The sequence below is a fragment of the Mycobacterium lehmannii genome, from assembly GCF_002245535.1.
GTDB classification, from domain to species: domain Bacteria; phylum Actinomycetota; class Actinomycetes; order Mycobacteriales; family Mycobacteriaceae; genus Mycobacterium; species Mycobacterium lehmannii.
This window is the reverse complement of the sequence record NZ_NKCN01000009.1, coordinates 78,230-95,621: the sequence shown is the minus strand read 5'-3', so window position 1 is coordinate 95,621 and position 17,392 is coordinate 78,230. Positions and strand designations below refer to the sequence as shown.

General features: G+C 66.5%; 18 protein-coding genes. 16 read left to right on the top strand and 2 right to left on the bottom strand.

Translation table 11 applies throughout. The annotated features are described in order from the left end of the window. The first annotated feature begins 3 nt into the window (after positions 1–3). The 14 genes from CEX87_RS12325 (at position 4) to CEX87_RS12260 (ending at position 12,933) form a co-directional block, all read left to right on the top strand. A complete protein-coding gene (locus CEX87_RS12325; protein WP_416171906.1) occupies positions 4–255 on the top strand; it encodes a hypothetical protein in 252 nt (83 codons plus the stop codon). Beyond that, a complete protein-coding gene (locus CEX87_RS12320) occupies positions 248–1,564 on the top strand; it encodes a hypothetical protein (protein ID WP_233151368.1) in 1,317 nt (438 codons plus the stop codon). The genes CEX87_RS12325 and CEX87_RS12320 overlap by 8 nt, the downstream gene beginning before the upstream one ends. Next, on the top strand, positions 1,545–2,465 hold the full coding sequence (locus tag CEX87_RS12315) for a NifU family protein (RefSeq protein WP_094287589.1): 921 nt from the start codon (positions 1,545–1,547) through the stop codon (positions 2,463–2,465). Before CEX87_RS12320 ends, CEX87_RS12315 begins: the two co-directional genes overlap by 20 nt. Next, on the top strand, positions 2,462–3,658 hold the full coding sequence (locus CEX87_RS12310) for an NHL repeat-containing protein (protein ID WP_233151367.1): 1,197 nt from the start codon (positions 2,462–2,464) through the stop codon (positions 3,656–3,658). The genes CEX87_RS12315 and CEX87_RS12310 overlap by 4 nt, the downstream gene beginning before the upstream one ends. Beyond that, a complete protein-coding gene (hypF, locus tag CEX87_RS12305; protein ID WP_094287585.1) occupies positions 3,655–6,024 on the top strand; it encodes a carbamoyltransferase HypF in 2,370 nt (789 codons plus the stop codon). The genes CEX87_RS12310 and hypF overlap by 4 nt, the downstream gene beginning before the upstream one ends. A 3-nt stretch (positions 6,025–6,027) precedes the next feature. Then, positions 6,028–6,291: a HypC/HybG/HupF family hydrogenase formation chaperone gene (locus CEX87_RS12300; RefSeq protein WP_094287421.1), complete on the top strand. Its 264-nt coding sequence runs from the start codon at positions 6,028–6,030 to the stop codon at positions 6,289–6,291. Then, positions 6,288–7,001 (top strand): HypC/HybG/HupF family hydrogenase formation chaperone, encoded by a 714-nt coding sequence (locus CEX87_RS12295; RefSeq protein ID WP_094287419.1) that lies wholly within the window; start codon positions 6,288–6,290, stop codon positions 6,999–7,001. The genes CEX87_RS12300 and CEX87_RS12295 overlap by 4 nt, the downstream gene beginning before the upstream one ends. A 4-nt stretch (positions 7,002–7,005) precedes the next feature. Next, a complete protein-coding gene (locus CEX87_RS12290) occupies positions 7,006–7,683 on the top strand; it encodes a D-sedoheptulose-7-phosphate isomerase (protein WP_094287417.1) in 678 nt (225 codons plus the stop codon). After that, the gene (hypE, locus tag CEX87_RS12285; protein WP_094287415.1) at positions 7,680–8,792 is read left to right on the top strand and encodes a hydrogenase expression/formation protein HypE; all 1,113 of its coding nucleotides are present in this window, start codon (positions 7,680–7,682) and stop codon (positions 8,790–8,792) included. Before CEX87_RS12290 ends, hypE begins: the two co-directional genes overlap by 4 nt. 15 nt (positions 8,793–8,807) lie before the next feature. Then, a complete protein-coding gene (locus tag CEX87_RS12280; RefSeq protein ID WP_094287413.1) occupies positions 8,808–9,080 on the top strand; it encodes a HypC/HybG/HupF family hydrogenase formation chaperone in 273 nt (90 codons plus the stop codon). 19 nt (positions 9,081–9,099) lie between these two features. After that, entirely contained in the window at positions 9,100–10,245 is a 1,146-nt protein-coding gene (gene hypD / locus CEX87_RS12275; protein ID WP_094287411.1) for a hydrogenase formation protein HypD, read from the top strand. After that, entirely contained in the window at positions 10,242–10,997 is a 756-nt protein-coding gene (locus tag CEX87_RS12270; protein WP_269845541.1) for a DUF6390 family protein, read from the top strand. The genes hypD and CEX87_RS12270 overlap by 4 nt, the downstream gene beginning before the upstream one ends. After that, positions 10,994–11,833 (top strand): hypothetical protein, encoded by an 840-nt coding sequence (locus CEX87_RS12265; protein ID WP_094287410.1) that lies wholly within the window; start codon positions 10,994–10,996, stop codon positions 11,831–11,833. The genes CEX87_RS12270 and CEX87_RS12265 overlap by 4 nt, the downstream gene beginning before the upstream one ends. A gap of 65 nt (positions 11,834–11,898) precedes the next feature. After that, on the top strand, positions 11,899–12,933 hold the full coding sequence (locus CEX87_RS12260) for an HAD-IIA family hydrolase (RefSeq protein ID WP_094287581.1): 1,035 nt from the start codon (positions 11,899–11,901) through the stop codon (positions 12,931–12,933). Positions 12,934–13,037: 104 nt separating this feature from the next. On the opposite strand, the gene CEX87_RS12255 is transcribed toward CEX87_RS12260, so the two are convergent. Further along, complete coding sequence (locus tag CEX87_RS12255) at positions 13,038–14,411, bottom strand: FAD-binding oxidoreductase (RefSeq protein WP_094287409.1); 1,374 nt, start codon at positions 14,409–14,411, stop codon at positions 13,038–13,040. 207 nt (positions 14,412–14,618) lie between these two features. Between CEX87_RS12255 and CEX87_RS12250 the strand changes: the two genes are divergently transcribed. Continuing rightward, complete coding sequence (locus tag CEX87_RS12250) at positions 14,619–14,879, top strand: hypothetical protein (protein WP_233151366.1); 261 nt, start codon at positions 14,619–14,621, stop codon at positions 14,877–14,879. A gap of 143 nt (positions 14,880–15,022) precedes the next feature. Here the strand turns inward: CEX87_RS12250 and CEX87_RS12245 are convergent, their stop codons facing one another. After that, entirely contained in the window at positions 15,023–15,406 is a 384-nt protein-coding gene (locus CEX87_RS12245) for a GntR family transcriptional regulator (protein WP_332888886.1), read from the bottom strand. Between the two features lie 924 nt (positions 15,407–16,330). Between CEX87_RS12245 and CEX87_RS12240 the strand changes: the two genes are divergently transcribed. After that, positions 16,331–17,365, top strand: a complete 1,035-nt coding sequence (locus CEX87_RS12240; RefSeq protein ID WP_094287407.1) for a tyrosine-type recombinase/integrase — start codon at positions 16,331–16,333, stop codon at positions 17,363–17,365. Positions 17,366–17,392 lie beyond the last annotated feature (27 nt).

The window sequence follows — 17,392 nt, the reverse complement described above, 5'->3', positions numbered from 1 at the left end:
CTCGTGACCGACGACGCAGCCATGAGGCCACCCACCACCCCCCGCGGCGACAGCTCGGCCCAGGAAGCCCTGCCCGTGGACACCTACGTGGTCGAAGACCGCGGCCGGTGGGCCGTCGACATCGTCGTCGTCTTCGCCGACGGGGTGGTGCGCAAGCGCGTCGACACCCATTTCACCAAAGCCCGCGCCGAACTGTCGGCGCGCCTGATCAGAAGGGCCGCTGAACGCGACCTACGAGGACCACTCAATGGCTGACCCCCTGATGTCATCCGGATCCCTTGCCGCCGAGGATGATCCAAACCGTCCTTTGGCGGTGCGCCCCCAGCCCGTAGGCGCCTTCCCGCTGCCGGTCGGATACATGCTCATCCCCGCCGGCGACGACACCGAGGACGCCCGCGCCGCAATGCTCGCCGGCAGGTTGCCCACCCGCTGGCCGGCCGCGCTGCAGGCCCACCAGCACGCGTTGCGCGGTGACCGAAACGCTGCGATCGAGTCGCTCGACGCCCCGGGGCACCTTGATCCGGTGGCCCGCTACAACCGCTTCGTCCTGGATCCCGACAGCGACGACCCGCAGAGCCTACGCGACGCGCTCGGCGACTTCGCGGTCATGGTGGACGTGGTGCTGTTCGCCCTCGGGCGCACAAACACGCCACCCAACGCGTCCGGCGTCGATTTCGAGCTGGCCGCCGTGGCGCTGTCCGCCCAGGCCAGCGCGGCTCTTGCGGCCGGCGACACCGCCGGCGCCCTGCAACTGCTCGATACCGCGACCGAAACGGCCGCCGACGCGTCGGCGGCCTTGACCGGCATCCTGCTCAGTGGGGCCGCCGGGGTCTGCCGCGACATCGACGCCCCAGATGCAGCGGCCAGGCTCACACGAGCGCTCAAGGCCCTCGACGGCGCAGACGGCCTAGCCGTGGCGCGCGCCGAGATCCACCTGTGCCTGGCCGGTCTGCTGCACGAACAGGCCGCCGACCAGCCCGCGCTGCTGTCACAGGCGGTACCGCACTACCACTCCGCGCTGCAGCTCGTCCAATGCGCCGACGCCCCGCTGCTGTGGGCGGCCGCTCATGCCGGGCTGGGAGCGGCATATCTGACCATGCCGATGGTCGAGGCGTCCCGCCAGCTGCGGCTGGGCGTGGCCGCCCAGTCACTACGTGCCGCGCTGACCGTCTACACCCGCAACGATCACCCCCGCGAATGGGCGAGCACCCAGCTGAACTTGGCCAACTCCCTGGTCTACACACCGTCGCGGCACCACGCCGACAACCTCGTCGAGGCTGTCGAACTCTACGAGGCGGTGCTCGAAACCCGCGACCGCGACACCGACCCCGTCGGGCGCGCCCGGGTGCTGGCCAATCAGGGCAATGTGCTGGCCCACCTGGGCGTGTTCGATCAGGCCAAAGCCAAGCTCTACGAAGCACGTTTCCTATTCGAAGAGCTCGGCGACCACGATTCGGTGCGCACCGTGCGCGGCGTGCTCGACGAAATCGCCCGCGAACGCGCACTGGCGCAAAGCGCCACCAATGGTCACCGAGGAGACCCCGATGTCAACAACAGTTTCTGACGTCACGGCTTCGTCAGCATCGGCGCCGCACGCCGAGCCCGGCCTTGAGGAACTCGCCAAGCGGGTCGACGATGCCATGGCGGCGCTCGAGCGGCTCGACGCGTCGGACCGCGCGGTTGCCGAGGAACTCAAGAATGCCCTCGAAGCCATCCACCGTGCCGGCCTGATCACGATCGTCCGCCAGTTGCGTGCCGACGACGCCGCACGCGCCGTGCTCTTCGGACTCGTCGACGACCCCGTCGTGCACCTACTGTTCTCTCTGCACGGCATCGTGCGTCCCGACCCGATGACCGAAGCCGCTACTGTGCTGCGGTCGGTGCGTCCTCAACTGCAGGGCCACGGCGGCGACGTCAGCTTGGTCCGCATCGACGACGGCACCGCCTACGTGCGGCTGCAGGGCGCGTGCAACGGCTGCTCGATGGCGTCGGTCACGCTGCGCAACCTCGTCGAAAAAGCACTGGTCGAGAACGTGGCCTCAGTCAGTCGCGTCGAGGTGCTGCCCAACGAGCCGACCACCACCCTGATACCCACCGAATCACTGTTCAGTGGCCAGCACCTGGCGCGCGATGAGGGATGGACCGAAGCCGCCACCGCCGATGACCTCGCCGACGGCGAGGTCACTGCGCTGAGCCTGACGGCCGCCAGCACCGGCTCGACCACCAACGTCTTGGTGGTGAAGATCGCCGGGCAGCTCAGCGCCTACCTCAACGAATGCGCCCACGAAGCGTTGCCGCTGGACAACGCCGTGCTCGACGTCGACAACGGCACCCTGACCTGCCCGTGGCACGGCTTTTGCTACGACGCCGCCTCAGGGGAATGCCTCAGCGCCCCCGGCGCGCAACTCGAAGCCCTCCCATTGCGCGTTGACGACGGCCAGGTGTGGATCCGGGTCGGCACATGAGCCAGCGGCTGACCGTCCGACTCACCCGTCCGGGCACCACGCCCCCTACCCAGCAGGCTGCCGGCACCGATCTGAGCGGGGGCTGGCGCCCACGGGTCTGGCTCGGGGCGCCGGCGCCGGGTGGACTGGCGCTGCCGGCGGCCACGCCGACGATGGCCTGGATGTATTCTCCGCGAGCGGTATTCGTCGACGACGACTATCTCGTCGTCGCCGACTCCGGCAATCATCGAGTGCTCATCTGGCATGGCATCCCCGTCGCCGACGAACACCCCGCCGACGTCGTGCTCGGCCAACCAGACGGCACCACCGAAGCACGCGCCGGCGGCGCTCACGGCCCCGGCAACGGCATGAACCTGCCCACCGGGGTGCTGATTCACCACGGCCGGCTGCTCGTCGCCGACGCCTGGCATCACCGAATCCTGGTGTGGAACACCGTCCCTGATACCAGTGACACCCCGCCCGACGCCGTCCTGGGCCAACCCGACCGAGTCAGCGTGGAGCCCAACGCCGGCCGGGACTGCTCGGCAGACACCCTGTACTGGCCGTTCGGGATCGCGCTGATCGGCTCGCGGTTCTGGATCGCCGACACCGGCAACCGTCGCGTCCTGGGCTGGGAGGGCGGCATCCCCGAGCCCGGCCAACCCGCCGACATCGTCTTGGGCCAGCCCGACCCCGCTCAACGCCAAGAGAACCGCGGCGGCGCGGTCAACGCGTCCAGTTTCCGCTGGCCGCACGGGCTGGCCGGAAACGACGATATGCTGCTGGTCGCCGATGCCGGCGACCATCGGGTGCTGGGCTGGTCCCCGCACCCCGACACTGACCGGCCCGCCGACCTACTGCTGGGCCAGCCCGACTTCGCCACCGCCCAGGAATGGCCGTACGCGCCTCAACAGGCAGACCGGTTCCGGTTCCCTTACAGCGTCGCACTGCAACAGTCCAAAGCGGGCGTGCAGACCCTCGCCGTCGCCGACACGGCCAACAACCGCGTCCTGCTGTGGGACGGGGTCCCCGCCGACGGACGCGGCGCCGACGCTGTGTTGGCCCAGCCCACCTTCGCCGCCAACGGCGAGAACCGCTGGAGCGCGGTCGGGCGAGACACCCTGTGCTGGCCGTATGGGATCTGCTTGTCCGGTAAACTGCTGGCAGTGGCCGATTCCGGAAACAACCGGGTCGTCCTGTGGGGGCGGCCATGACTGCGGTCAACGCACTGGCGGCCGGGCAAACCCGGCGACGAGTGACAGTGACGGGCGTCGTGCAAGGCGTGGGTTTCCGGCCCTTCGTGCACCGCATCGCCACCCAGCTGGGGCTGTCGGGTTTCGTGGGCAACGACTCCGCTGCGGTGTTCATCGAAATTCAGGGCAACCCCGACCAGCTCGACGAGTTTCTTCGCCGCCTGCACACCGACGCGCCGCCGCTGGCCGTCATCACCGGTGTCACCTCAACCGAGCTGCCGGCAGACCGCAGCGGCGCCAACGGTTTCGACATCACCGAAAGCCGCACCATCAGCGCCGCCGCGACCGCGATCCCGCCCGACATCGCCGTGTGCGACGACTGCCTTACCGAACTGTTCGACCCGGCCGACCGCCGCTATCGCCATCCGTTCATCACCTGCACGAACTGTGGGCCCCGCTTCACCATCATCACCAGCCTGCCCTATGACCGCCCGGCCACCACGATGTCGCGCTTCCCGATGTGCCGGCGCTGCGCGCAGGAATACCACGCCCCACGCGACCGGCGATTCCACGCCCAACCCATCGCCTGCCCGCACTGCGGACCCACCCTGTGGTTTCACGCCGGTACCCACCACACCACGAGCACCGACGCCGCGTTCGCAGCCACCCAACGCGCATTGGCCCAGGGCAGCATCGTCGCGGTCAAAGGCCTCGGCGGCTACCACCTGGCCTGCGCCGCCGGCGACGACGCGCCCGTCGTCTCGCTGCGCCGCCGCAAAGCCCGCGGCGGCAAGCCTTTCGCGGTACTGGTGCGCGACCTACAGGTAGCGCGGCGCTACGCCGACATCACCGACGCCGAAGCCGCGCTGCTGACCTGCCCGGCCCGGCCGATCGTGCTGCTGCCCCGACGCGCCGATGCCCCGGCGTCGCCACACGTCGCCCCCGCCAACCCATGGATCGGGCTGATGCTGCCGTACTCACCGATCCACCACCTGCTGCTGAACCCGGTCCCCGGCTCGGCGTCCGAACCGCCCGAGGCGCTGGTCTTCACCAGCGCCAACCGCTCCGGTGAGCCGCTGTGCTACACCAACGAGGACGCGGCGCGGCGGCTACCCGCGCTGGCCGACGCCGTGCTGGACCACAACCGGCCCATCCACGTCCCCTGCGACGACTCCGTGGTACGCATCCTCGACGGCCGGCAACTACCCATCCGGCGTTCTCGCGGCTACGCGCCGCTGCCGGTCGACCTCGGCCGTGACGGCCCCACGGTGCTGGCCGTCGGAGGCGAGCTGAAGAACACGTTCTGCCTATTCGACGGGCGGCGCGCCTTCATGTCCGCACACGTCGGCGACATGGGCAGCGCCGCGACGCTGGAAGCGTTCGGGCAGGCGGTCAATCAGCTGTGCGAGATTCGACCCACCCCGCAACGCCTCGCAGCAGACCTGCACCCCGGATACGTCACGAGGACGTGGGCCGAACGCCACGCCGGGCCACGTCCGCTGGATCTGGTCCAACATCACCACGCTCACGTGGTATCACTGCTGGCCGAGCACGGCCGACTGGGCGAACCGATCATCGGAGTGGCGTTCGACGGCACCGGCTATGGCTGCGATGCGGCGGTATGGGGCGGAGAAATCCTGCGCCTGGGCACCGCCAGCCACCGCTTCACCCGCGTCGGTCACCTGGCGGCCGTCCCGATGGCCGGCGGCGACGCCGCGGTACGCAACCCCTGGCGGATGGCGCTGGCCCACCTGTGGACGGCCGGGATCACGTGGGACACCGACTTGGCACCGGTGCGCGCCGCCAGCAACCAGGAACTGCGTCTACTGCGTTCACAATTCGACACCGGCCGCGGCTGTGTGCCCTGCACCAGCATGGGCCGGTTGTTCGACGCCGTCGCCTCCATCCTCAATGTGCGCCACGGCGTCGACTACGAAGGCCAGGCGGCCATCGAACTCGAGGCTCTGGCGGCCTGCGGTTTGACGGCCCGCGACTCGCTGAGCGCTACCGGGCTGCGGATCGCGGTCAACCCCGACGGAACGCTGGACCCCGCGCCGATGCTGGCGGCAATCGTTGCGGCCCTGCGCGAGGGCATCAGTCCCGCCGACTTGGCCGCCGGATTCCACCGCGCGGTGGCCACGGCGGTCACCGACGTGGTATGCCAGGCGGCCGGTCCGATCCGGTTGGCCGGGCTCACCGGCGGCGTGTTCCAGAATGTGCTGCTCGCCGCCGAATGCCGCCGTCAACTACACGATGCGGGCTTCACGGTGCTCACCCATCACACCGTTCCGCCCAACGACGGCGGGCTCGCGCTCGGCCAGGCAGCGGTCGCGCTCCTCACAGCCCTCGAGGAACGCCGCACCGCCGACAAGGAACGGAAGGAATAGCCGATGTGCTTGGGCATACCGGGCCGCATCACCGAAATCTGGGACGAACCCAGCGGTGCGCGGATGGCACGGGTTCAATTCCCCGGCGACGTGAAAAAGATCTGTCTGGCCTACCTGCCCGACCTACAGGTCGGTGACTACACCATCGCACACGCCGGGTTCGCGCTGAGCCGCATCGACGAAGACTCAGCGACTATCACCCTGGCCACCATGGCCGAATACGGCGTCTTCGGCGACGTCTTCGGCGACGCGCAGGCGGCGCCATGACCACAACGACGCACCCGCTCGTCGACCGCGACCTGGCCACCGACCTCGCCCGGGCGGCACTGGCGCTGGCACAACGGTTCTCGGCGGGAGCCACCATGTGGTGCATCGCCCCGGACTGGGCCTCGCACGCTCAACACATCGCCGCGACCTTCATCCACCCGGTGATCGCCGACAAAAAGGCGCTTCCCGCGGTGATGCTCACCGGGCCCGACCCGGTGGGCAACGCGCGGGTGTCGGTTCGCGCCGGCGATGTGGTGATCGCCGTGGCCCCCGCCGACGACCAGGCCGTCGACGCGATCATGCGCCGCGCCCCCGCCTGGGGGGTCACCACGATATGGATCGGCCACGGTGCACGCCCGCGTCCGGGCACAGCCGATCACGTGCTCTGGTTGGACAATCCGGACCCAACGATTCCCACGACCGGGCAGTTCCTTGTGCTCTACCACCTGTTGTGGGAACTCACCCACATCTGCTTCGACCACCCCGCGCTGCTCAGCCCGCCACCCGAGTGCACCGACGAGGTGTGCATCACCTGTAGTGACGAAGGACGCCTCGGTGAAGTATCGCTTCCTTCGGTCGACGGGACGGCGCACGTGCGTACGGCCACCGGCAATGAGACGGTGTCGACCATCCTCACCGAGCCTCTCGCCCCCGGTGACCTCGTGTTGGTGCATGCCGGGATGGCGATCACCAAGATCAGCGAGGAATAGCGGCATGGCACAACAATTCCCCGGAACCGATCAAGCTTCATACGCCACCAACTTCCTCTACCCCTTCATCGACAAGCAGGGATCCGACGCCCAAGCGCTCGTGGTTGAGTTGGTCGCCGCCGCCGAAGCCATCGCAGCCGAAAGCGCCTCGCTGCGCCACGCAACCCTGCAGGAGTGCGAGCCGTTGGTGGCCGCCGCCAGCGCCGAAATGGCGCGCCGCTTCGCCGCGGGGGGCCGCCTATTCACCTTCGGCCACGGGGGCAGCTCCACCGGCGCGGCCACCCTGGCCGCACTGTTCGCCACCCCACCGCACGGCCAGCCACTGCCCGCCTGGTCACTGAGCGCCGACGCGGCCGTGCTCACCGCGCTGGGCTACGACGTGGGCTTCGAGCTGCTCTTCGCCCGCCAGCTCATCGCCCGCACCGCACCATCCGACATCGCCATCGCCATCACGACCAGCGGCGACTCCGCCGACCTGGGCACCGCGCTAGGCGAGGCCCACCGCCGCGGCCTGTACACCATCGGATTCGCCGGATACGACGGCGGCGCCTTCGCCGACAACCCGGACGTCGACACGTGTTTCACCGTGCAGTCACAAAATGTTCACCGCATCCAGGAAGCCCAAGCGCTCCTCGGATACCACCTGTGGGCAACCACACAAGCTCAGGCGGGCATGCGATGAGCGATCACGCACAGCAGTATCGGGATTCGGGCCCAAGCTTCGCCGAAGGCGAGGTCATCGAACGCATCGAGGTGTTTCGCAAACGCCGGCCCCGGCTGCGCGACAACGTCATCACACTGGCCCACGGCGCCGGCGGCAAAGCGTCCGCGGCGCTAGTGGACGCGGTGTTCCTCGAAGCGTTCCGCAACCCCTACCTGGAATCGCTGGGTGACGGTGCCGTGATCACGCTGCCCACCGGTCAACGCCTGGCCCTCTCGACCGACTCGTTCGTCGTGCAGCCGCTGCGTTTCCCCGGCGGATCGATCGGAGAACTCGCGGTGCACGGCACGGTCAACGACCTCGCCATGGCAGGCGCGCTACCGTCATGGCTGACAGCGGCCTTCGTGCTGGAAGAGGGTCTGCCCGTCGAGGTGCTCCAAGGCATCGTCGCCGACATGGCCGCCGCGGCCGCCGCGGCCGGCGTCCAGATCGTCACCGGGGACACCAAGGTCGTGCCCAAGGGAGCCGCCGACGGCATGTTCATCACCACCGCAGGTGTAGGCCTCATCCCGCCCGGCCGGGAGCTGACACCGAAATCGGTGCGCCCGGGCGACAAGGTCCTGGTGTCGGGAACGATCGGAGACCACGGCATGGCGGTCATGCTGGCCCGCGGCGATCTGGCGATCGAAGCCGACATCGACTCAGACACCGCCGCACTGAGCGGGCTCGTCGAGACGCTGCTGTCGGCCGCACCCGACACCCGCTGGCTGCGCGACCCCACCCGCGGCGGCGTCGGAACCATCTGCAACGAGCTGGCCCACGACACCAACCTCGCGGTAGCACTCGACGAGCAGCGCCTGCCGGTGCGCACCGACGTGGCAGGCGCATGCGAAATGCTGGGCATCGACCCGCTCTACGTGGCCAACGAGGGCAAGTTCATAGCCGTCGTGCCACCTGAACAGGCCCACGCGGCCCTGGACGCGCTACACCAACACCCGTTGGGCCGCGACGCCGCACTCATCGGAGACATCACCCGAGAACCCTCCGCCACCGTCGTGGTGCGCACCGGGTTTGGCGGCACCCGCATCGTCGACAAACTCGTCGGCGACCCACTGCCCCGGATCTGCTAGGAAAGGAGCACTCGAATGTGTCTCGGAATCCCCGGCCGAATCGTCGAAATCACCGACGCGGCCAACTGTTTGGCGAAAGTCGACATCGGCGGTGTCCGTCGTGTCATCAGCGTTCGACTGCTCGAGAACGACCTGCCCGCACCCGATGAGTGGGTGCTGGTGCACGTCGGATTCGCGATGGCCAAGATCGACGAAACCGAAGCACTGCTCACACTGGCCGCAGTGCAGAAACTCGGCGACGCCTACACCGACGAGATCCAAGCCCTCGACTCGTCGGTGATCCTCTAACACGATCGGAGTACTAACCATGCGATTCGTCGACGAATTCCGTGACCCCGCCGCCGCGCGCCAACTGGTGGGCGCCATCGACGCGCTCGCAGCGCAGTTCGACCCCAGCGAGCACCTCAAATTCATGGAAGTGTGCGGCGGCCACACCCACACCATCTACCGGCACGGCATCGAGCACCTGCTACCGGAAAACGTGGAGCTGGTGCACGGTCCGGGCTGCCCGGTATGTGTGATCCCCATGGGCCGCGTCGACGATGCGATCTGGCTGGCCGAGCAACCCGACGTCATCTTCACCTGTTTCGGCGACATGATGCGAGTGCCGGGATCCAAGGGCAGCCTGCTCGACGCCAAAGCGCGCGGCGCCGATGTCCGATTCGTCTACTCACCGCTCGACGCGCTCAAGCTCGCCACCGACAACCCGACCAAACAGGTGGTGTTCTTCGCGATCGGCTTCGAGACCACCGCCCCATCCACGGCAGTGACTCTGGTGCGCGCCCGCGAACTTGGCGTGCCCAATTTCAGTGTCTTCTGCAACCACGTCACCATCGTGCCGCCCATCAAGGCGATCTTGGAATCACCCGACCTGAGGCTGTCCGGGTTCCTCGGGCCCGGCCACGTCTCCACCGTCGTCGGCAACCGGCCCTACCGGTTCGTTCCGGGTGTCTACAAAAAGCCGTTGGTGGTCGCGGGGTTCGAGCCGCTGGACATCTTGGCATCCGTCGCGATGCTGCTGCGCCAGATCCGAGAAGGCCGCTGCGAGGTGGAAAACCAGTACTCCCGCGTCGTGAACGAGGAGGGCAACCCTGCAGCGCTGGCATTGATGGCGCAGGTTTTCGCACTACGTCCCCATTTCGAATGGCGCGGGCTGGGATTCATCTCCCAAAGCGCGCTCAAGCTGCGCGACGAACTGGCCGACTTCGACGCCGAGCACCGATTCGCACTTCCGGGCGTGCGGGTGGCCGACCCGAAAGCCTGTCAGTGCGGAGAGGTCCTCAAAGGTGTGCTCAAACCGTGGGAGTGCAAGGTTTTCGGCACGGCGTGCACCCCTGAAACGCCGATCGGTACCTGCATGGTGTCCCCCGAAGGGGCGTGTGCGGCCTACTACAACTTCGGCAGGCTTCATCGTGATGCCGCCACGCTGATCGGACAGGGCGCACCGACGTGACGAGCACCGATGTGACCGACATCCGCGGTGCGCGGATGTTCGCCCGCTACGCCTACGCCCCGAACCAGCTTGGCTACTGCGGTCCTTCCGGATCGACGGCTTTGCCGCACGGTTCACGGCGCGAGATCGAAAAGGCCGCACGGCAATTCACCGGTGCATGGCCGTACCTCCAAGTGCTGGCACAGATGACGGGTATCGGTGATCCGCTCGATGAGCGCATCGTCGAATCGTATTGGCTCGGCGGCGGTGTCGGCGCGCGCCTGGATGGGCGTGAATTCGCCGCGCAGCTGCTGGCCGTCATCGGCCCACAGGCCGGCCACTACTGGCATCACCTGACCCCCGAACTGGCCGAGGAAGCGGCCCCCAACCACTGCTTCCACGTGTTTGGGGTGTACCCCTGGTCGCGGTTGCTGGGTAAAGGAATGGACGAACATCCGATGTCGGTGCTGCAGAACTGCAGGATCGCCTGGGGCACAGTGCTTTCCACCGACGACACCACCGCGATCGTCAGGAGTCAGGCGCTTGATTGGAACGGCACAGCGCTGTCGTTGACACCGCCGTCCACCCAGCGGGTTGAGGTCGGCTCCGCGGCCGGTGACGATGCCGCAGACGTCGCCGCCGGCGAGATGGTGGCCGTGCACTGGGGCCGCATCTGCGGCAGGCTCACTCCCGAACAGGCTGCGGCGCTGGAAGACAGCACCGAACAACAGCTTCGGACAACCAACCGTCGTCTGGCCACACAAACGACATGAGACCGCGCATCGTGCAAACCGACGGCCAGATCGGGTTCTACTGGGCCACCCCCGCCGGCGAGCCCACCACGTTACCGGAACTGCTGCTCACCGATGACGAACCCGAACGCTTGCTGGCCACCCACCTGGAGGCACTCGATGACGCGATGATCATCGCGGCCGCCCAGTTCGGGGAGCTGCTCGGCGGCGGCCGGGCGCCCGATCCCGCCGAACGCGAGGACTTGCTGACCCTGCACCGCGCCCTCGACATCCTGTGCCGCGAATACGCGCTCGGGACCGAGCTGACCTCCTCGACCCCCGACCTGCGGGCCGGCAAAATCATCGGCACGGCAGCGCTGTTGTCCATCCGGGCGCGCGAACCGCTCGGGCTGTTGGGTCAAGCGCCCCTCGACGACCAACTCGATGAACCGCCGCAGGGCGTGATCTCGGGCTTCGGCCAGTTGCAGCTGGTTGACCCGGACAAGCCCTGGGCGGGCGGGCGGTGGGTGGTCAAAACCGAAGCGGGCCAACGTTATCCGCTGACGCTGGCGATGATGCTGTTCGACAGCTCCGGGGTCAACAAGAACGCCGCCCGCCAAGAACACCGCGACCTGTTGCGCACATGCATCCAAGCCGCGGACAGGGACGTCGACCCGTTCACTTTGGCGTGCGCGCTGGACTGGCTGCTCTACGACTGGCTGATGGCTCACCGCGCCGACCCTGACAGCGCGGCCATCGAGTTCCCGAGGGGAAGCGAAGCCGACGCAGTCATGATCGTCGAGGCTGCCGCGGCTTCGGTGAGAACGCGGGCACGGTTCGATCCCGGTCTGACCAGCCTTCTTCTGGGGCGGCCATGACACAGGCACAGCCAGACCCGTGGCCGATAAGCAGCACCGCCCCCGACAACGACGCCCCACGTTCGATGCTTCCCTTTGACGCCAGCTCGGACCAGACCGCGCTAGCCGACGACCACGACATCTTGCTACTGGACCTCGATGGAACCGTTTACCGCGGCAAACAACCCACCGCCGGCGCCGCCGAGGCACTGCTCGCGGCCAACGCACGCACCATCTTCCTGACCAACAATGCATCGCGCCGCCCGTCAGACGTCGCCATCCAACTGCAATCCATGGGCGTCGCGGCCACCGCAGCCGACATCGTCACCAGCGCCCAAAGCGCAGCGCGGCTCCTGGTCGCCCAACTTTCACCCGATGACCGCGTCCTCATTGTGGGCACCGACGCGTTGGCAGACGAAATCAACAAGGTCGGGCTGCGACCCGTCCGGCACTGCACCGAAGCACCGGTCGCGGTGGTGCAAGGCCACTCACCCACCACCGGATGGCAGGACCTGGCCGAAGCGGCCTTGGCCATCAGAGGCGGAGCGCTGTGGGTGGCAACCAACCTCGACGCCACCTTTCCCACCGACCGGGGGCTAGTGCCCGGCAATGGATCGATGGTGGCTGCGCTCCGCACCGCGACCGAAGCGCAACCACAAGTCGCCGGTAAACCCGGACGGGCGATGATCGAGGCGGCGATCGCCCGCGGCTCCTTCCAAGCTCCACTGGTCATCGGCGACCGGCTCGACACCGACATCGCCGGCGCCAACGCCGCCGGCCTGCCGAGCCTGCTGGTGCTCAGCGGGGTCAGCACACCCCTGGACGTGCTACACGCACCACCAGCGGCGCGGCCCACCTATCTCGCACACAATCTGGAAGCGCTGGCAAAGCCCAGCACATCGCTACGCATCGCCAACGACCCGGCATGGGACATCAACCTCGATCACGACACCGCGACGATCAGCGCGACCGACCATCAGCTTCCCATCGACGCTGTATCGGTCGTGCGCGCAATCGCCGCCACGGTCTGGCAACACCACACCGCACCACCGCGCCAGCTCATCGCCGGAGACCCCGCGGCGCGGGCAGCACTTCAAGAGGCCGGTCTGCCGGTCGGATAGCGACGCACACGACCACCGAGCGGACGTTACAGCCAGCTGCGCTGCCTAACTGACGACGCGCTGCCAGACAGCGCCGAAAGCGTTGAGCCCGCTCATCCTTCGATTCAGATGACCGCACCCGGATTGAGGATATTAAGCGGGTCCAGCGCAGACTTGATCCGCCGCGTCAACTCCATCACATCCTCGCCCACTTGATCGGGCAACCAGGCTTTCTTGAGCCGCCCGACACCGTGCTCGCCGGTAATGGTGCCGCCAAGCCTGATCGCCAGGTGCATGATTTCACCAAACGCCCGGTGTGCCCGGGCCGTCTGATCTGGATCACCACCGTCGAACACGATCAACGGATGAGTGTTGCCGTCGCCAGCATGGGCGATGACCGCGCAGACGACGTCGTGTTCAGCGGCGATGCCCTGGATGCCCTCGATCAGATCCGGCAGCGAACCAAGCGGCACACCAACGTCCTCCAACAACAGCTCACCGAGCTGCTCAACCGCCGGGATCGCAAATCTGCGCGCGGCGGTGAACGCCTCGCCCTCGGCGGCGTCATCGGTACTGAACACCTCCACGGCCCCGCTGCCACGGAAAACCTCCGCCATCGCCGCGGCTTCACGTGCACGCTCAGCACCCGCCAGATCCGACTGCGCGATGAGCATGGCCGCGGCGTCGCGATCCAATCCCATCCGAAGCTGGTTTTCGACCGCGCCGATCGTCACACGATCCATGAACTCGAGCATCGCGGGACGTATGCAACGACTGATCTCCAATATCGCGGCGGTGGCGTCACGAACTGAGGAGAACACCGCGACCACCGTGCTCGCCGGCGGTTGGGCTGGCAACAGCCGCAACGTCAGCTCGGTAATCACCCCCAATGTCCCCTCGCTACCCACAAACAGCTTCGTCAACGACAACCCCGCGGAGTCTTTCATCCGCGGACCCCCGAGACGCACCGCCCGACCGTCGGCCAAGACGACCTCAAGACCCAAAATGTAGTCGGCGGTTACGCCGTACTTCACACAACACAACCCGCCTGCGTTGGTCGCGGCGTTCCCCCCAATAGAGCACATCTCATACGATGACGGGTCCGGCGGATACCACAGCCCGTGGACGGCGACCGCACGTTTGACTTCAGCGTTCAACAGACCCGGCTGCACCACGGCAATTCGGGTGGCCGGATCGATATCGATGTCCCGCATCGACTCCGTCGTCAGCACGATGCCACCGTCGACTGCCGTGGCACCACCTGACAACCCCGAACCGGCACCGCGCGGAATCACCGGCACCCGCTCGGCCGCCGCCCACCGCATCACCGCCTGCACATCCTCGGTACACCGGGCACGGACCACCGCCAGTGGACGACCGGCATCGGGGTCGCGCGCCCAATCGCGCCGATAACGCTCGATCACATCGGAATCAGTCAGCACCGGCGTCTCGGGAATGCGCACTATCAGATCGCCGACACGCTGATCCAATGCAGTCATAACGAACTACTCCTAGCACAAGTTTGGGGCCGTGCCTCAATTGCAGACGAGTCTAATCCACTCCGGCGCATCGTTATTCCGGCGGAAAGTTGACCAAATACAGACCTCACTTAAGCATTCGTCAAAGCGACGCCATGAATCAAACTTTGACCATTCGCGTACACATGGTGCTCTAATTGAGAACATCGACAAGGGCGGGAACGAACCATGAGCCACATTGATTGCGGAGCCGAGAGCGGCTCGGCGCCGGATCCCCCCGTGGGTGCGATGGTTTGGGTGTTTCCCGGCACAGATCGCGAGTGTCGTGGGGTCATTGCGGAGGATTTCGGCGAAGCAGCCGGCCACGGAGTCAATATCGGCGCTGCCCGCATCGCCGATGCCGCACGAAGGTGGGCGGTCAGCCTCGACGACGGCAGACTCGTGTTCGTCGACGACAAGGACATCGCAGCCGAGCCAGGCGACAGTTGATGTTGCACGCGTGCCGCTGCCGCGTCGCCTCATCGCAAGGCGTGAACAAGCAACTACCGAACACCGGCGCCGGTGCCGCTCAACGCCTCGGATGGCCACTATCACTGGGCCTTCGACAGGCTGCGCGTGCCGCGACCATAGGGTCATCCACCGCAAAGGGTTCCGGCTGTGTGGCCAACCTCGTAACGGATGCCACCCGACCGAACTGAATCAGATTCGAACGCGGCCGAAAGATACTGCAATGCCTCGCACTTGTTGATTCCGAATGTCCGCGCCAACATCACATAGCTATGGGCTGCCTCGGCGAGAGCAGCCTCAGTGGAGTGGGCACATGCTACGAAAGTGCCCAGGTAACCTCGTGTCTCGATAATTCCGGCGGTCCGCAATTCGCCGTACACGCGAGCGACCGTGTTGACCGCCAGGTTGGTCCGAGCGGCCAGCGCGCGAACCGTCGGCAGCCGCGTCCCCGGCGGCAACCGGCCATCACCAACGGCGGCAACGATCTGCATGCGCAACTGATCGAACACTGGCCGCGGCGCGCACCTATCAACGTGCGCCCAGTCAACCGAGTCAGTCGTCATCATCAGACAAAACCACTTCCGTCGGTCGGCGGGCTGTCAAGAATCGTTATCGCCGCACTCACACATTCCGTGCATGAATGATTTAGCCTTTCGTTCAAAATGTATCCCCTATCACGGGAGCCATCAGCAACCTCGTCTCTGCGGCGCTGCGGGGACCACAACAGTGCCGAATCAATGGAAGGCTTATTCATCACGATCTACGCAGGATCACTTCAATGAAGAACTCGATCAGAAACCACCCCTCTTGCTCTCCGTCAAGTCCCTCAGGGCGCGCGGCCTGAATCCAGCGCCTCCCCACCTGACCTTCACATGCTCTGCTTGTTACCGTCCGCATCAGCGTTTGCGCCTCCCCAACACGGGTGACGCGTGAGGTGGCCGGTGCCACGGCACCAACTGCGAACCACCGCCGATGCAGCCATCGTCTGCGTGAACGCCTATCGACGACTCCGGCCGGCCGCTCGCGTACCGTTCAACCCGTCGCGCGCCGACCTGGTCGCGGTGCTGAAGACGCCGCTAGCCGAAAGGCAGCAGTGTTAACCGAGGATGGGCAGGGCTGCCCGAAGAAGCCGGCTCAGTGGAGGATCCACTCATGGTCGCGCTGTGCTAATAACGGCGGCCGAAATCGACCCGTCTCCGACACGGGGTCAGTTTTCAGACGACGCCTACATGTGCGTGGCGCTGACCTAGATGGCTGCGCTGTCAAACGACACGTCTCTCCTACCGGTAACCCTCAATATTCGATCTCGCTGTATTCGCTCGTGCGGGGCGGATGCCATGGCTCTAGAATCGCCAAGATTCATCTGATGAAAGCGGCGTAGCTTCTCGTGGATAACTGCTGTTATCCATCACGATTCGTGCGACCATTGCTTCATGACACCGGCGGCGGATCCCCCCCACGATGGTGAATCACGTTACCCGGAATGGTTTTTGGCGTTCCTTGCCGATCGGGCCATTCGCAAGCCCTCACAACATACCATCAAAGCCTACAAACAGGACTTCACCGCGATCACCACACTGCTCGCGGGTGCCCCAAATCGCATCGTGCACTTGACGCCCGACGCGATCAACAAGGATGCGATGCAGATGGCCTTCGCCGCCTACGCCGGCACCCACGAGGCCGCATCCATCCGGCGCTGCTGGTCGAACTGGAACACATTGTGCGACTTCCTCTACACAGGTGAGCTCATCACCGCCAATCCGATACCACTGATCGGCCGACCCAAGGTCGCGAAGACGCTTCCGAAAGGGCTTGGTGCTGACACAATCTCCGCGCTCCTGAGGGTGATCGACGACGACCGCAATTCGGGCCGACGCTCGAACTGGCCCGAGCGCGACCGGGCCATCGTGCTGACGGCGGTGCTCGCCGGACTCCGCGCAGACGAGCTCGTGCGCGCCGACATTCGTGACATCCGACCGACCGACGAGGGCGGTGTCGTTCACGTACACGGCAAGGGCAACAAGGACCGCCGAATACCGGTGGAACAGCCCCTGATTCGCGAACTCGAGGCCTACCTCGACTCAAGAGCACTACGCTTCCCGCGCAGTACCAAACGCCGCCCCACCAACGGCGGACTGGCCGCCTGGCCGCCCACTGCCCCCTTGTTCGTCGGTAATGACGGTCAACGCATCACCCGCGGCACACTCCAGTACCGGGTGCTACGTGCCTTCAAGAAGGCCGGGCTGGACAGCCAGCGCGCGCGAGGAGTCCTAGTGCACGGCCTCCGGCATACCTTCGCGACCGAACTCGCCAACGGGAACGTCAGCGTCTACGCGCTGATGAAGCTTCTCGGTCACGAGTCGATGGCAACCTCGCAGCGCTACGTCGACGGCGCCGGGACACAGAACAGGGCGGCCGCTGCCCAAAACCCCCTCTACGGCCTCATCGAACAATCGCGGGAACCGTAGCTTCGTCGGTTTCTCACACAGCCTGGG

Bases quoted from the DNA above. Each gene is read 5' to 3' on its own strand.
- hypD (WP_094287411.1), top strand. From the start codon at position 9,100: ATGCGATTCGTCGACGAATTCCGTGACCCCGCCGCCGCGCGCCAACTG.
- CEX87_RS12280 (WP_094287413.1), top strand. From the start codon at position 8,808: ATGTGTCTCGGAATCCCCGGCCGAATCGTCGAAATCACCGACGCGGCC.
- CEX87_RS12300 (WP_094287421.1), top strand. From the start codon at position 6,028: ATGTGCTTGGGCATACCGGGCCGCATCACCGAAATCTGGGACGAACCC.
- CEX87_RS12265 (WP_094287410.1), top strand. From the start codon at position 10,994: ATGAGACCGCGCATCGTGCAAACCGACGGCCAGATCGGGTTCTACTGG.
- CEX87_RS12295 (WP_094287419.1), top strand. From the start codon at position 6,288: ATGACCACAACGACGCACCCGCTCGTCGACCGCGACCTGGCCACCGAC.
- CEX87_RS12315 (WP_094287589.1), top strand. From the start codon at position 1,545: ATGTCAACAACAGTTTCTGACGTCACGGCTTCGTCAGCATCGGCGCCG.
- CEX87_RS12320 (WP_233151368.1), top strand. From the start codon at position 248: ATGGCTGACCCCCTGATGTCATCCGGATCCCTTGCCGCCGAGGATGAT.
- CEX87_RS12290 (WP_094287417.1), top strand. From the start codon at position 7,006: ATGGCACAACAATTCCCCGGAACCGATCAAGCTTCATACGCCACCAAC.
- hypE (WP_094287415.1), top strand. From the start codon at position 7,680: ATGAGCGATCACGCACAGCAGTATCGGGATTCGGGCCCAAGCTTCGCC.
- CEX87_RS12310 (WP_233151367.1), top strand. From the start codon at position 2,462: ATGAGCCAGCGGCTGACCGTCCGACTCACCCGTCCGGGCACCACGCCC.
- CEX87_RS12250 (WP_233151366.1), top strand. From the start codon at position 14,619: ATGAGCCACATTGATTGCGGAGCCGAGAGCGGCTCGGCGCCGGATCCC.
- CEX87_RS12255 (WP_094287409.1), bottom strand. From the start codon at position 14,411: ATGACTGCATTGGATCAGCGTGTCGGCGATCTGATAGTGCGCATTCCC.
- CEX87_RS12240 (WP_094287407.1), top strand. From the start codon at position 16,331: ATGACACCGGCGGCGGATCCCCCCCACGATGGTGAATCACGTTACCCG.
- hypF (WP_094287585.1), top strand. From the start codon at position 3,655: ATGACTGCGGTCAACGCACTGGCGGCCGGGCAAACCCGGCGACGAGTG.
- CEX87_RS12260 (WP_094287581.1), top strand. From the start codon at position 11,899: ATGCTTCCCTTTGACGCCAGCTCGGACCAGACCGCGCTAGCCGACGAC.